The following is a 14,748-nucleotide window of genomic DNA, read 5'->3' as shown; positions in this document are numbered from 1 at the left end:
ACCAGCCTCGGCCTCCTTCAGGATGCCGATGATCTGCTCTTCCGAAAACTGCTTCCGCTTCATCTGTCCGTCCCTTTCCGGGGTCGGACTCTAGCTCCAACTGGAGGAAAAAACGGGGGTCACGTCATGGGTCCCCGCGTTTGCGGGGAAACAGGCTTTTTTGCTGGTCCTCGACGCTGCCTAGACCTCCAAGTTCTCGCGGCTTTTCATCAGTGGCTGGATGCGGGTGCCGAATGCCTCCACGCCCTCGAGAAAATCGTCGAAGGTCAGCAACACGCCGCCGGTGTTGGGGACCGCGGCCATCTCGTCGAGCATGCGCGCGACGCTTTCGTACGAGCCTACCAATGTCCCCATATTGATGTTCACCGCACCTTCGGGGGCGGCGAGTTGGCGGACGTTGGTGTCCTTGTTGTGCGTGTCCTTCGCGCCCTGGTCCATCAGCCAGGTGATCGCGTCGACGTCGACGCCGGCGTTGTAGTGCTGCCATTTCGCCATCGCCTCTTCGTCGGTTTCGGCGGCGATGATCATGATCAGGACGAAGATCTGCACGTCGCGGCCCGTCTTCGCGGTCGCAACGGCTAGGCGTTCGTTGTTGAACGCAAAGGCGGTCGGGGTATTGACGCCCTTGCCAAGGCAGAAGGCATAGTCCGCCCATTTGGCCGAGAACGCCAAGCCGTCGTCGGACGATCCAGCGCAGATGATCTTCATGTCGCCGGTCGGCTTGGGCCAGACGCGGCAGTCGGTCATCTGGTAATAGTCGCCCTTGAAATCGGATGTCCCCTCCTCCCACAGCTCGCGGAGGATATGGGCGTATTCGTCGAGCATCGTGTAGCGATTGCGGAAATGCTCGTCGCCGGGCCACATCCCCATCTGCGTGTATTCGGGCGGCTGCCAGCCGGTGATGAGGTTCAGCCCGAACCGACCGTGGCTAATCGAATCGATCGTGTTGCACATTCGCGCGGCGTAGGCGGGCGGGACGAGAAGCGTCGCGCAGGTCGCGTAGATCTTGATGCGCTCGGTGACGGCGGCGAGCCCGGCCATCAGCGTGAAGCTTTCCAGCCCGTAATCCCAGAACTCGGTCTTGCCGCCGAACCCGCGCAGCTTGATCATCGACAGCAGGAAGTCGAGGCCGTGCTTCTCCGCCGCCTGCGCGATCGCCTTGTTGAGATCGAAGCTCGGTTTGTACTGCGGCGCGTTCTCGCTGATCAGCCAGCCATTGTTGTTGATGGGCACGAAGACGCCGACCTGCATTTTATGCCCCCTATTCGCCGTCGAGCCAGTCGAGCAGCCACATGTTGAAATGCTCCGCGCGCGTCACGTTGCAGGCGTGCGCCCCCGCCGCCATCCGGGCAAGCTGCGCGCCGGGGATGCCCGCGGCAAGCTTTTCGGACGCGGACGGCGGCACCAGCATGTCGTCGTCAGAGGCGACCAGCAGCGTCGGCACGCGGATCTCGTCGAGTCGACCGGCGATGTTGAACCGCCGGACCGCGGCCACGCGACGCTGGATCATTTCCGCGCCGGGGAAATGCGCGAGCATGTCCTCTTCCTCGTCCTGGAGCCGGTCGTGGTGGTCGGAAATCCATTGCGGCGGGTAGAGGAACAGCGGTTGCGCGTGGAGATATGTGCGGGGGCCGCTGTCGCTCAGCAACGCGAGCCGCGTGTCGAAGCAGCGCGCGGTGTGCGGGTCGAGCTTGGCCCAGCCGTTGATGACGACAAGGCGGTCGAGGCGTTCGGGCGCGGCCAAGGCGAGCGCGAGGCCGATATGGCCGCCGAGTGCGTGGCCTATGAAGGTGCAGCTTTGGAGGCCGATCGCGTCCATGAGCGCGACGACGTCGGCGGCCATCGCGTCGACGGTGAGGTCGCCGGGGACTTGGCGCTCGGAGCGGCCGGTGCCGCGGTGATCGTAGGTGATGACGCGGTGGCTGGCTCCGAGGGCGGCGAGGTTGGGCTGCCAGTAGCTGCCGGAGCCGCCGAGGCCGCTCGACAACAGGATCGCGGGGCCTCCGGGCTGGCCGTGCTCTTCCCAGTGGATGCCGCCCGCGATTGCCATCAGGCGAGGTGGGCGATGCTGGCGATCTCGACGAGGCACTCGGGCTTCACGAGTTCGGTCTTGATGCAGTAGCGCGCGGGCTTGGGGCCGGGGAAATACTCGGCGTACACGCTGTTGAAGGCGGCGTAGTCCGCGAGGTCTTTCAGGAAGATGTGGTTGAAGGCGACATCGGCCAGCGTTGCGCCGGCGGCTTCGAGTGTGGTCTTGATGGTGTCGAGTACTGCCCGCGTCTGCGCGGCGGCGTCGCCGGGGTGGAGGACGATGCCGCCTTCGCCCAGTGCCAGCACGCCCGAGACGTAGACCGTGTTGCCGGCTTTCGCGGCGGCGGAATAGGGCGCGATCGGGGTGGGGAACTGGGGTGGGTTGATGGCTTCGAACGGCATTGTCATCCTTTCAGGTCATCACCGTTCCCCCGCGAAAGCGGGGGTCCAGGGTCGCAGGCATCCTCGTTCGTGATCCTGGGCCCCCGCGTTCGCGAGGGAACAGAAGGATGCCGGTCACTTCGGCAACTGCCCGAACGAACCGCAGAAATCGCGGACCGTGCTGACCCAGCCGAAGAACTTCTCGACATTATAGACGGTCGCCGACTGCATCTCGGGCGGGCCGAGATGGTGCGTCGCGTCCTCCAGCATCACGCCGAAATATTCGAGGTGGAAGCCGTCGCGCAGCGTGCTCTCGACGCAGACGTTGGTGGCGATGCCGACGAAGACGATGTTGCGGATGCCTCGACTGCGCAGGATGCTGTCGAGCTGCGAATTGAAGAACGCGCTGTAGCGGGTTTTGTGAACACGGATGTCGCCAGGTTGCGGTTTCAGCGCGTCGACGATCTCGTAGTCCCAGCCGCCGCGGGCGAGGAACTGGCCGTGGAGTTCGGGGCGAGCGCGCATCGTCTTGAGCGCGTTGGACTTGTGCCAGTTGGGCGAGCCAGGGCCGCCGGCCTCGACATAGTCGGGGTCCCAGCCGTTCTGGAGGAACACGACCGGCATTTTTGCTGCGCGGGCGGTGTCGAGGACCTTGGCGATCTGGGCGATCGTGGCAGCCGAGCCGGCGATGTCAAAGCCGGCCGTGTCGACGTAGCCGCCGGGGGAGGCGTAGGCGTTCTGCATGTCGATCACCACGACCGCGGTTTCGGCAGGGTCGAGGCGCAGCGCTTCCGGCCGTGCGGGCAGCGTGACGGCGTTGGCCTCGTTCGCGCCGGTTCGGATGATCGGTGGGGCCGCTGTCATGTGCACAAGCTGCCGGATCGTAGGAATTGTGCAAGTGCGAAATGAATTGGCGTGTTGGGTAAGGGTCCAGATCCCTTTCGCGGCAGAAACCTTGTTTCCCCGGCGAAGGCGGGGATCCAGACTGGGCTCCCGCCTTCGCGGGAGAACAAGGGGCGTGGGCCGTTGGGCATTTCACGAATCGATGGGAAATGCGCTCCGTTGTTGCGTGGCGCGCTTCCCCCCTGGAAGGGAGGGGTTGGGGGTGGGTCGGGTTCCGCATGCTCGGACGTTCGGGCTCAGGCGGGCCGACCCACCCCCGGCCCCTCCCTTCCAGGGAGGGGGGAAGTAAGACGATGGGGACGTCAGGCGGCGGCTAGTTCGAAATCTTTGAAACGTTCTCGCAGGGCCGTCTTCAGCAGCTTGCCCGTGGCGGTGTGGGGCAGGTCTTCGACGAAGACGATCGCGTCGGGGAGCCACCATTTGGCGACGTGCTTCGCGAGGTGCTCGCGGATCGCGGCCTCACTCACGTCGCTGCAGGGCTTGCGGACGACCAGCAGCAGCGGGCGCTCGTCCCATTTCGGGTGATGCACGCCGATCGCCGCCGCCTCCGCGACGCCCGGACAACCGACCGCGGCGTTCTCCAGGTCGACTGAGCTGATCCATTCGCCGCCGGACTTGATGACGTCCTTCGAGCGATCGGTGATCTGCATCGTGCCGTCGGCGTGGAGCATCGCGACGTCGCCAGTGTCGAACCAGCCTTCCGCGTCGACCGCATCCTCGTCGGCGCCGAAATAGCGTTGGACGACCCAGGGGCCTCTCACCTGCAACCGGCCGGCGATCGAGCCGTCGCGGGGCAGGACCACGCCTTCGTCGTCGATGATGCGAAGTTCGATACCGAAGGGGACGCTACCTTGCTTGCCGACTAGGTCGAGCTTTTCGTCGTGCGTCATGTCGTCCCAGTGTGGCGGGGCGAAGCCGGCGGTGCCGATCGGCGAGGTCTCGGTCATGCCCCAAAGGTGCTTGACCGTGGCGCCCATGCCCATGATCCGCTCGATCATCGCGCGGGGGGCTGCCGAGCCGCCGATCGTCACCTGCTTGAGGTGGCGCGGGGCGTCGCCGGTCGCGTCCATGTGGCCGAACATTGCCAGCCAGACGGTCGGCACACCGGCGGAGTGCGTGACCTTCTCGTCGTTCATCAGGCGGCATAGCACGGCGGGATCGTTGACCGCGGAATAGACGACCTTCGCCCCCGACAGCGCGCAGGCGAACGGGAGGCCCCATGCGGCGGCGTGGAACATCGGCACGACCGGCAGCACGACCGCGTTGGGCGAGAGATCGAACACCCAGGGCGCGACTTCGGCCATTGCGTGGATCATCGTCGAGCGGTGCGTGTAGAGGACGCCCTTCGGATTGCCGGTGGTGCCGCTGGTGTAGCAGAGCATGCACGGGTCGCGCTCGGGGCCTTCGACCCACTCGTAATCGCCGTCCTCGGCGTCGAGTATCGCCTGGAAACCGTCAGGGCCGAGATCGTCTAAGCAGATGTAATGGCGGATGCTGGTCCACTGGCCGCGGAGGCGATCGACGAGCGGCTGGAACGCCTTGTCGTAGAGCATCACGCGGTCTTCGGCGTGGTTGGCGATGTAGACGAGCTGTTCGTCGAACAGCCGCGGGTTGATCGTGTGGATCACGCCGCCCATGCCGATCGTGCCGTACCAGGCGACGAGGTGATGCGCGTGGTTCATCGCCAGCGTCGCGACCCGGTCGCCGGGGGCTACGCCGAGCTTTTCGAGCGCCTGTGCGAGTTTGCGGGCGTCGCGGGAGATGCCGGCCCAGTCGGTGCGCGTCTCGCGGCCATCGGCCCAGTAGCTGACGAGTTCCCTTGCGCCGTGTTCGCGTGCCGCGTGGTCGATCAGGCGGGGAACACGAAGCTCGAAATCCTGCATTCCACCCAACATTCTCGCTCTCCCAAGCTGCTATCCGACCAGAGCGAGCCTCGTTTCCGAGGTCTTCATCTCCACCTTGGCGACACCGTGCAACGACTCGATGTGCTCGACAAGCTCTCCGTCGAGCAGGAAGTCGCGGCCGAGCAGGATGCAGACCTCGCCTTCGGGCATTGGCGCGCGGACTCGCACCTCGCCGCGGGCGCCGCGATGTTCGGCGAGCAGCGAGGCGAGGCCGGCGAACGCAGCCATGTCGGAGATCGTCACGACCACTTGGAAGCGGGCGAGGTTGGCGAGGCCTTCGAACGGCTGGATGCGCTTGATGCTGACGCGCGGGGTGTCCTCGCCGGGTTTGCGATCGAGCTCGACGGTGATCAGGCCGCAGCCGCCGGCCTTGGCCGCCTCTTCGAGGTCGCGCGAGACCTGTTCGTCGAAGCAGGTCGCCATGAACTGACCGCTGGCGTCGGAGCATTGCGCCATCATGAAGCGCTTTCCGCGGGCCGACGTGCGGTAGCGGGCGTCCTCGACCAGCACGGCCATCGTCGCGCCGGCGCGGCTGCCGTCGTCGGGGATGTTGAGCTCGGACAGCGCGGTGTAGGCGCGAGCGCCGTGGCTGTTGGCGATGTGGCGGTGGCGATCGACCGGGTGCGCGGAGAAATAGAAGCCGAACGCCTCCTTTTCCTGGTCCATGCGCTGGCTGAGCGTCCAGCGGACCGAGGGGGGGAGCTTGATCGCGTCGCCGGCGGGCTCGGCGTCACCGAAGAGACCGCCCTGCCCGCTGGTCTTCTGTTCGTGCGTGCGCGCGGCGATCGCTAGGATCGTTTCGGCGGTGGCGTGGATGCCGGCGCGGTTGGGCTCGAACGAGTCGAACGCGCCGGCGGCGGCGAGCGTCTCGAGCTGGCGCTTGTTGAGCAGGCGCGGGTCGACTCGCTTGGCGAGATCGTCGAGGCCGGCGAACGGGCCGTTCTGGACGCGCTCGACGATGAGCTTCTCCATTGCGCCTTCGCCTACCGATTTGAGCGCCCCGAGCGCGTAGCGGACGGCCAATTCGCCATCCTTCTCCTCGACGTCGAACTCGGCCTGGCTCGCGTTGATGCAGGGCGGCAGCGCCGTGATACCCAGGCGGCGCATGTCGTCGGTGAAGATCGCGAGCTTGTCGGTCTGGTGGAGGTCGTAGCACATCGAGGCGGCGAAGAATTCGTGCGGGTGGTGCGCCTTCAGCCACGCGGTCTGGTAGGCGAGCAGCGCGTAGGCGGCGGCGTGGCTCTTGTTGAAACCATAGCCGGCGAACTTGTCGATCAAGTCGAACAGCGCGTTCGCCTCGGCTTTCTTGATGCCGTTGACCGTGAGACAGCCCTCGACGAAGCCCGCGCGCTGCGCGTCCATCTCGGCCTTAACCTTCTTGCCCATCGCGCGGCGCAGCAGATCGGCGCCGCCTAGCGAGAAGCCCGCCAGCACCTGCGCGGCCTGCATGACCTGCTCCTGATAAACGAATATCCCGTAGGTCTCCGACAGGATCGGTTCGAGCAGCGGGTGCGGATAGTCGATCGCCTCGGTGCCGTTCTTGCGGCGGCCGAACGACGGGATGTTGTCCATCGGGCCCGGTCGATAGAGCGACACGAGCGCGATGATGTCGCCGAAATTGGACGGACGCACCGCGGACAGCGTGCGGCGCATGCCTTCCGACTCGAGCTGGAACACGCCGACCGTGTCGCCCTTTTGCAGAAGCGCGTAGACGCCCGCGTCGTCCCATTCGAGCGCGTCGAGATCGACGACGATGCCGCGCTTGGCGAGCAGCTGCACCGCCTTCTGGAGCACCGACAGCGTCTTCAGCCCGAGAAAATCGAACTTCACCAGGCCCGCACCCTCGACATATTTCATGTCAAACTGGGTAACAGGCATGTCGGACCGTGGGTCGCGATACAGCGGGACGAGCTGCGCCAAGGGCCGATCGCCGATCACCACGCCGGCGGCGTGCGTCGAGGAATGGCGCGGCAGGCCTTCCAGCTTCATCGCCAGATCGAGCAGCTTCCGCACGCCATTGTCGTTGGCGTATTCCTTGGCCAGCTCGCCGACGCCGTTGAGTGCTCGCTCCAGCGTCCAGGGGTCGGTCGGGTGGTTGGGGACGAGTTTCGCGAGACGATCGATCTGGCCATAGCTCATCTGCAGCACGCGGCCGGTGTCCTTGAGCACCGCGCGTGCCTTCAGTTTCCCGAAGGTAATGATCTGCGCGACCTGATCGCGGCCGTATTTCTCCTGGACGTAGCGGATCACCTCGACGCGGCGGGTTTCGCAGAAATCGATGTCGAAATCGGGCATCGACACGCGTTCCGGGTTGAGGAAGCGTTCGAACAGCAGACCGAGCTTGATCGGATCGAGATCGGTGATCGTCAGCGACCAGGCGACGACCGAGCCTGCGCCCGAGCCGCGGCCCGGACCGACGGGGATGTCGTGATCCTTCGCCCATTTGATGAAGTCGGCGACGATCAGGAAATAACCAGGGAAGCCCATCTGGACGATCACGTCGACCTCGAACGCGAGGCGCTTGCGGTATACCTCGCGCCAACCGTCCTCGCCTTCGCCGTGGAGTTCGGTGATGCGGGCGAGACGCGCTTCGAGGCCGGCTTCGGCGTCGTCGCGGAGGAGCTTGGCCTCGCCCTCGATATCGCCGGCGAGGCTGGGGAGGATCGGTTTGCGGTACGGCGCCATCACCGCGCAGCGCTGTGCTACGACGAGCGTGTTGGCGATCGCCTCGGGCAGGTCGGAGAACATCTCGTGCATCATCGGCGCGGGCTTCATCCAGGCTTCGGGGCAGCTGCGGATGCGGTCCTCGGTTTCGACATAGGTCGAATGCGCGATGCAGAGCATGGCGTCGTGCGCGTCGCCGAATGCACTCTCGGTGAAGCAGCACGGGTTGGTCGCGACCAGCGGCAGGTTGCGCTCATAGGCGATGTCGATGAGGTCGTTCTCGGCCGCCATTTCGGTGGCGTCGTTGCGGCGGGAGAGCTCGATGTAGAGGCGGTCGCCGAACAGGCTCTGGAGGCGATCGAGATAGGCGCGGGCGCGATCGGGCTGGCCTTCCGCGAACAGCCGGGCGAGACCGCCCTCGCCGCCGGCTGTCAGCGCGATCAGGCCGTCGGTATGGCGTTCGAGGGCTGCGAAATCGACGTGCGCGGGCATTTCGATCGGGCGGTCGAGATGCGCCATCGAGACTAATGCGCAGAGGTTGTCGTAGCCCGTCATGTTCTGCGCGTAGAGCGCGATCCAGTCGAACTGCGTCGCGACGCTGTCGGGCATGTCGGGGCGACCGACGCCGAGCATCACGCCGATGATCGGCTGCACGCCGTCCTTCTTGGCCGCGTCCGAATAGGCCATCGCCGCGTAGAGCCCGTTGCGATCGGTAAGGGCCGCGGCGGGAAACCCCAGCGCGCGGGCCTGCTTGGCGATCGCCTTGGGATCGATGGCGCCGTCGAGCATGGTGTAGCAGGAGAAAACGCGGAGGGGGACGTAACCGGAATGCATCGACCGGAGGTAGGCGCTGCCGCGTGATTCGACCAGCCGGGATGAGTCCGATCGGAACCCCGGACACGACGAGCCGTTGCGGCGGGGACTTCTGGGAGCTTTATTTATGACGGATCCACGCGGGCGCTTTGCCGAGACTGAAACCACGGCTGCAGGGACGCCTCGCGCGGGCGCTGGTTGGGGGTGGATCCTGGCATATGGCGTGTTGTCGGTGGTGCTGGGGGTGATGGCGTTCGCGTTGCCGTTTTCCGCGACTTATGCTGCGACGCTGGTGATCGGGGCGTTTCTGATTGCGGCGGGGATCGTGTCGATCGTGTCGGGGTTTGCCGGCAAGGGGCATGAGGGGCGCGGCTATGCGATCGGGTTCGGGCTGGTGTCGCTGGTGATCGGGCTGATCATGGCGTTCGAGCCGGCGACGGGGGCTATTTCGCTGACGTTGCTGATTGCGGTTTGGCTGGGTGTGCGTGGTGCGTTGGAGATCGGGCTTGGGGCGCGGTTTCGTCGGGGCAAGGGGCTGATGATTGCACTTGGCTTGGTGAACATCGTGCTGGCGGTGATCGTGCTGGCGACGCTGCCATGGTCGGCGCTGACGTTGCCGGGGTATGTTTTGGGGATCAGCTTCTTGTTTGGTGGGGTTACGTCGGTTGCTTCGGCGCTGGCGCACAAGAAGGGCGCGCCGGCTTTTTCGGTGATCGCGTAATTGGTCTCCCGCGAAGGCGGGAGTCCAGTCTGGGCCCCCGCCTTCGCGGGGGAACCAGCTTGCTCTTGGTATCCGCAGCCGGCCCCATACTACACCACCCCGGCGGAGGCCGGGGTCCAACTGGAGAGGTTGTAGTAACGGAGCGCAGCGGACTTCACTGCTGTCTCCCAATTGGGCCCCGGCCTTCGCCGGGGTGGGGGCAGATCGTTACAGCAGCTTCTCGATATCCTTGCGGATATCCTCGGGTTTGGTCGTTGGCGCGTAGCGATCCACAACAGCCCCATCCCGCCCGACGAGGAATTTGGTGAAGTTCCACTTGATCGCCTTCGACCCCAGCACGCCCGGCGCGTCGGATTTCAGGCGCTCGAACAGCGGGTCCGCCCCTGCCCCGTTGACGTCGATCTTCGCAAACACCGGGAACGTCACGTCGTACGTCAGCGTGCAGAAATTCGCGATCTCCGCCGCATCGCCCGGCTCCTGCCCGCCGAACTGGTTGCACGGGAACGCCAGCACCTCGAACCCGCGCTCGGCATAGATGCGGTGGAGCGCTTCGAGGCCTTCATATTGCGGCGTGAAGCCGCATTTCGACGCGGTGTTGACGATCAGCAGCACCTTGCCGCGATACGGCTCCAGCGACGCCGCGCTGCCGTCGGCGGTCTTCACGGTGAAGTCGGTGATCGCGGTCATGGGCGGGTCCTCAAGTCAGGCGGGCAGTCAGACGGGGTGTCGGGCCAGCAGATACGCAAGGTTCTGACGCACGCCCGGCCATTCGTGGCGGAGGATGCTGTAGACCACCGTGTCGCGCAAGCGGCCGTCGGCCATGACCTGGTGTCCGCGCAACATGCCATCGCGCTTTGCGCCGAGTCGTTCGATCGCGCGCTGCGAATTCTTGTTGAGCGAGTCGGTGCGGATCTGGGCGCATTCGCAGCCTAGCGAATCGAAGGCGTGGTTCAGCAGCATCAGCTTCGCTTCGGTGTTGACGCCGGTGCGCTGAACGGCCTTGGCATAGAAAGTGCCGCCGATCTCGAGCCGCTTGTTACTCTCGTTCATCCGCATGAACCGCGTGGTGCCGACGACCGTCCCGTCGGCGACCACCGCGAACAGCCGCGCGCGCCCGAAATCCTGTTCGCGCATCGCGGCGGCAAGCCAGCGGTCGGGCGCCTTCATCATCGACACGTTGGCGTAGAATGTGTCCCAAAGGTTGTCCGCCGACGCCGCCGCGACCAGCGCGTCCATGTCGTCGGCGACCAGCGGGCGGAGCGTGACGTGACGCCCGGTGAGCGTCGGCGTCTCGCCCCAAGTCATGCCAGCCGCCCCTCGTGCAGCCGCAGCACGCGGTCCATGCGAGCCGCGAGCCGCTCGTTGTGCGTCGCGACGACCGCCGCGGTGCCCTGTTCGCGGACCAGCCGGATGAACTCGGCGAAGACGATGTCGGCGGTGTGTTCGTCGAGGTTGCCGGTCGGCTCGTCTGCCAGCACCAAAGCCGGCTTGTTGGCGAGCGCGCGGGCGACTGCGACGCGCTGTTGCTCGCCGCCGGAGAGCTGGCTCGGGCGATGCGTAAGGCGGTGGCCGAGGCCGAGCTGGGTCAGCAATTCCGCCGCCCGCCGGTCCGCCTCGGCCCGCGTCGCGCCGTGGACGAGCTGCGGGAGGACGACGTTCTCGGTCGCGTTGAAGTCGGGCAGCAGGTGATGGAACTGGTAGACGAAGCCCAAGCTATCGCGGCGCACCACGGTGCGCTCATGCGCGTTCAGCTTGGCCGCTTCGGTGCCGGCGATCCTGATCGATCCCTGGAAGCCGCCTTCGAGCAGCCCGACGGCTTGCAACAGCGTCGACTTACCCGAGCCCGAGGGCCCGAGCAGCGCGACGATCTCGCCCGGTGCGATCGCGAGGTCGACGCCGCGCAGCACGTCGATGGTCGCGCCACCTTGCGTGAAGCTCTTGGTCAGTCCGCTGGTCTGGAGGACGTAATCGTCGAACTTCTCGATCTGGCGATCGATTTTGAGGCCTTCATTCATAACGCAGCACCTGCACGGGGTCGGTACTCGCCGCTTTCCAGGCCGGATAGAGCGTCGCGAGGAAGCTGAAGACGAGCGCCATCAGCGCGATCACGATGATCTCGACGGGGTCGGTCTTCGACGGGAGTTCGGTCAGATAGCGGATCGACGGATCCCATAAATTCTGGCCGGTGACGAGCTGGACGAAGTTCACGACCCCCTGCCGGTAGAACAGGAAGATGAAGCCGAGCCCCAGCCCCGCCAGCGTTCCCAGCGCACCGATCGTAGTGCCGACGACGATGAAGATCCGCATCATCGAGCCGCGCGTCGCGCCCATCGTGCGCAGGATCGCGATGTCGCGCGTCTTGGCGCGGACCAGCATGATCAGCGACGACAGGATGTTGAACACCGCGACCAGGATGATGATCGACAGCACGGTAAACATCGCGACGCGTTCGACCGCAAGCGCCTCGAACAGCTGCGCGTTCATCATCCGCCAGTCCTGGATGACGGCGCGCCCGCCGACCTTGTCCGCCAGCGGCTTGAGAATTTCACCGACCCGGTCCGGATCGACCGTATTGACCTCAACGATCCCGGCCGCGTCGCCCATCAGAAGGAGCGTCTGCGCATCCTCGATCGGCATGATGATATAAGCTTTATCATAGTCGTAGACGCCGATCTCGAAGATCGCGCCGACGGTATAGCTGACAATCCGCGGGACCGTGCCGAACGGGGTCGTTTGCCCCTGCGGACTGAACAGCGAGATATCCGAGCCGACCTGCGCGCCGAGCGACTCTGCCAACCGTGATCCGATCGCGATCCTTCCACTGCCCGCCGTGATCGACTGGAGCGATCCCATCAGCACCTTTTCGCGAATCGTCGAGTTGCGGCGGATGTCGTCGACGCGCATCCCGCGCACCATCACCGCCTCGGCGCGGCCGTTATAGGTGGCGGCGAGCGGCTGTTCGATCAACGGCACCGCGCTAGTCACGCCGGGGGTCGCCCGCGCCTGGGCGACGATCTCGCGCCAATCGGGCAGACGGCCGCCGACGCCCTGCACCACTGCATGACCGTTGAGCCCGACGATCTTATCGAACAGTTCGGCGCGGAAGCCGTTCATGACGCTCATCACGATGACGAGCGCGGCGACGCCGAGCATGACCGCGACCAGGCTGATCGAGGCGACGAGAAAGATGAACGCCTCCCCTTTGCCCGGCAACAGATAGCGACGGGCTATCATCCGTTCGTAGCGGGACAGGATCATGGGCAGCCGGGTTCGATCGTTAGGGAAACTATGCTCAGGCTCTAGGACGCGTCCCCGTGCGAGGCAACACATGCGAGACAGCCGCGCAAAGCAGCGCGAGCGTGGGGAAGCGAGCCGGAACGCGAGCCGGGATCGCGGCGTCATGGGCATGATCTTGCCCGATGGTTAGATTGGTATGTTGCGTAATCGCCACAGGGCTTATCCAATCGTGCCGCCAGACGCGCAAATACCGTGACAAAGCCCGCTCATATAACTAGCAAAAACCTTGCTGAGACACAGGCAACGGCCGTGGTTCGGGGACTGCTTTTACGCCGCACCAAAGGTGCTGAGCGAAAGCGCCAAAATGGGGGCTGACGAGCGATCGTCACGCAGGCGCCCGGGTCGGCAACGGCCCGGGCGTTTGCTTGTCCGGCTCGGTTCTTCCGACATTCTATGCTTTGGCTACACTATCCGGCGCGAGAGGTTGCAACTACCAAGTCACTCCGTTGCCTACCGCCAGTGACCGAACTCAAATAAAATCGCGCCTTGGAGCTCTGAAATCTGACAGTCGTACCGGCGACGCGATCGGGAGACGCGTGCAGGATCGACTGTCCAAGGCATAGTTCGATACACGCGCAATCGCGGCCGGGGACGGCCGCGCCCAAGGGGCAGTTTATATAGCGATGTCAGAAATAAATGGCGGAGAGGGTGTCCGCCTAACCTACGGCATCGGACGTTTGCTAACGGCCCTGCATGCCTCGGGAAACATGGGATTCTACGCCGCCATCGTTTGTGGCCGTTTGCCGATGTTTGTTGACAGCCCCACTGCGAAGTGTGCATATCAGTGGGTATGGAAACAGCGACCACCACCCGCCGAAAAGCTCCAGCCACCGTCCTAGAGGTGAACGCGATGCGCGAGCCCGGTCGGTATTCTGTTGGCGATGGTCTGTTGCTGGTCGTGAACACAGGCGGTTCGCGTTCATGGCTTGCCCGAGTTCGTGACGGCAACGGACGGCGCCGGGACATTGGCCTTGGTCGCTATCCCGAAGTCACGTTGAAGGAGGCGCGCGATCGCGCTGCCGGCCACCGTAAGATCGTCCGCGACGGGCTCGATCCGGTCGCCGAGAAGCGCAAGGCGAAACAGACGACGCCGACCTTCAAGGAGGCAGCGACCAGCGCGCACGACGAGCGCAAGGCCGGCTACAAGAATGAGAAGCACGCAGCTCAGTGGCTATCGACGCTTAAGGATTACGCGTTCCCGGCATTCGGCGCGCTACCTGTCGACCAAGTCACCGGCCCGATGATCGTTACGGCCATGAAGAAGATATGGCTTTCCAAGCCGGAGACGGCACGGCGGACCCTCCAGCGGATCGGCACGGTCATTTCCTGGGCGACCGCACACGGCTTCCGCGAGCATGACGCACCGATGCAGGCTATCCGGATGGGCCTGCCGCCACAGCCGCACGGTCAGAAAGGCCACGCTGCTATCCCGTACAAGGATGCCGCCGCCTTTGTGAGCGAGCTGCGCGCAGCCCAAGAGACGAACGGGCGCAATGCGCTCCTGTTCCTAATCCTAACCGCGGCGCGCTCGGGCGAGGCCCGCGGCGCACGTTGGGACGAGATCGATCTAGATGCCGCGACGTGGACCGTTCCAGCCGAGCGGATCAAGATGGCGCGTGAGCATGTGGTGCCGCTGTCCGCCTCTGCCCTAGCGCTGGTGAAGCGGTTGCACGCGGTCCGTAGTTCGGAGTTCGTATTCGCCTCCTATACCGGCAAGCAGATCACCGACGCGGCACTGTCAAAGGTGATGCGCGACATGGGCAGCACGGACACGGTGCACGGCTGGCGATCGGCGTTCCGCGACTGGGGAGCAGAAGAAACCAACTTCCCGAGTGAGGTCCTGGAAAAGGCACTTGCTCACCAGATCGCGAACGCTGTCGAGCGGGCGTACCGTCGCGGCGATCTACTCGACAAGCGCCGGCAGCTCATGGACGCTTGGGCCGCGTATCTTGACCAGCGCGCGGTAGGAAACGTCGTGCCGCTCAAGACTGCGGTGGCGTAGTGGGACAGGATGGCCCGAAACTCTCCGCCAGC

12 protein-coding genes are annotated in these 14,748 nt (G+C 65.0%); 2 read left to right on the top strand and 10 right to left on the bottom strand.

Features of this window, described 5'->3' with window-relative positions; translation table 11 throughout:
* Positions 1-180: 180 nt before the first annotated feature.
* The 6 genes from rutA to dnaE all read right to left on the bottom strand — a co-directional run bounded on the left by rutA (position 181) and on the right by dnaE (position 8,672).
* A complete protein-coding gene (gene rutA / locus SPHN_RS09870; protein ID WP_248522965.1) occupies positions 181-1,251 on the bottom strand; it encodes a pyrimidine utilization protein A in 1,071 nt (356 codons plus the stop codon).
* 10 nt (positions 1,252-1,261) lie between these two features.
* A complete protein-coding gene (rutD, locus tag SPHN_RS09865) occupies positions 1,262-2,050 on the bottom strand; it encodes a pyrimidine utilization protein D (RefSeq protein WP_248522964.1) in 789 nt (262 codons plus the stop codon).
* A complete protein-coding gene (locus SPHN_RS09860) occupies positions 2,050-2,433 on the bottom strand; it encodes a Rid family hydrolase (RefSeq protein WP_248522963.1) in 384 nt (127 codons plus the stop codon). The genes rutD and SPHN_RS09860 overlap by 1 nt, the downstream gene beginning before the upstream one ends.
* Before the next feature lie 114 nt (positions 2,434-2,547).
* Positions 2,548-3,276, bottom strand: a complete 729-nt coding sequence (rutB, locus tag SPHN_RS09855) for a pyrimidine utilization protein B (RefSeq protein ID WP_248522962.1) — start codon at positions 3,274-3,276, stop codon at positions 2,548-2,550.
* Between the two features lie 341 nt (positions 3,277-3,617).
* Positions 3,618-5,210 (bottom strand): long-chain fatty acid--CoA ligase, encoded by a 1,593-nt coding sequence (locus SPHN_RS09850; protein WP_248522961.1) that lies wholly within the window; start codon positions 5,208-5,210, stop codon positions 3,618-3,620.
* Between the two features lie 18 nt (positions 5,211-5,228).
* Positions 5,229-8,672, bottom strand: coding sequence for a DNA polymerase III subunit alpha (gene dnaE / locus SPHN_RS09845; RefSeq protein ID WP_248522960.1), 3,444 nt, complete (start codon positions 8,670-8,672; stop codon positions 5,229-5,231).
* Between the two features lie 151 nt (positions 8,673-8,823).
* On the opposite strand from dnaE, the gene SPHN_RS09840 reads away from it, so the two are divergent.
* Positions 8,824-9,417 carry an HdeD family acid-resistance protein gene (locus SPHN_RS09840; protein WP_248522959.1) on the top strand — a complete coding sequence of 198 codons (594 nt, stop codon included), beginning with the start codon at positions 8,824-8,826 and terminating at the stop codon, positions 9,415-9,417.
* A gap of 207 nt (positions 9,418-9,624) precedes the next feature.
* Here SPHN_RS09840 and SPHN_RS09835 read toward each other — a convergent pair whose 3' ends face one another.
* The 4 genes from SPHN_RS09835 to SPHN_RS09820 are packed head-to-tail and all read right to left on the bottom strand — an operon-like array spanning position 9,625 to position 12,675.
* Entirely contained in the window at positions 9,625-10,104 is a 480-nt protein-coding gene (locus SPHN_RS09835; protein ID WP_248522958.1) for a glutathione peroxidase, read from the bottom strand.
* A gap of 27 nt (positions 10,105-10,131) precedes the next feature.
* On the bottom strand, positions 10,132-10,722 hold the full coding sequence (locus tag SPHN_RS09830; RefSeq protein WP_248522957.1) for a GNAT family N-acetyltransferase: 591 nt from the start codon (positions 10,720-10,722) through the stop codon (positions 10,132-10,134).
* Entirely contained in the window at positions 10,719-11,432 is a 714-nt protein-coding gene (locus SPHN_RS09825; RefSeq protein ID WP_248522956.1) for an ABC transporter ATP-binding protein, read from the bottom strand. The genes SPHN_RS09830 and SPHN_RS09825 overlap by 4 nt, the downstream gene beginning before the upstream one ends.
* Entirely contained in the window at positions 11,425-12,675 is a 1,251-nt protein-coding gene (locus SPHN_RS09820) for a lipoprotein-releasing ABC transporter permease subunit (protein WP_248522955.1), read from the bottom strand. The genes SPHN_RS09825 and SPHN_RS09820 overlap by 8 nt, the downstream gene beginning before the upstream one ends.
* An 889-nt stretch (positions 12,676-13,564) precedes the next feature.
* Between SPHN_RS09820 and SPHN_RS09815 the strand changes: the two genes are divergently transcribed.
* On the top strand, positions 13,565-14,716 hold the full coding sequence (locus SPHN_RS09815) for a tyrosine-type recombinase/integrase (RefSeq protein ID WP_248522954.1): 1,152 nt from the start codon (positions 13,565-13,567) through the stop codon (positions 14,714-14,716).
* Positions 14,717-14,748 lie beyond the last annotated feature (32 nt).

The organism is Sphingomonas faeni (genome assembly GCF_023195535.1).
GTDB lineage: Bacteria > Pseudomonadota > Alphaproteobacteria > Sphingomonadales > Sphingomonadaceae > Sphingomonas > Sphingomonas faeni_B.
The sequence above is the reverse complement of the archived record's forward strand: the minus strand, read 5'-3'. Positions and strand labels throughout refer to the sequence as shown.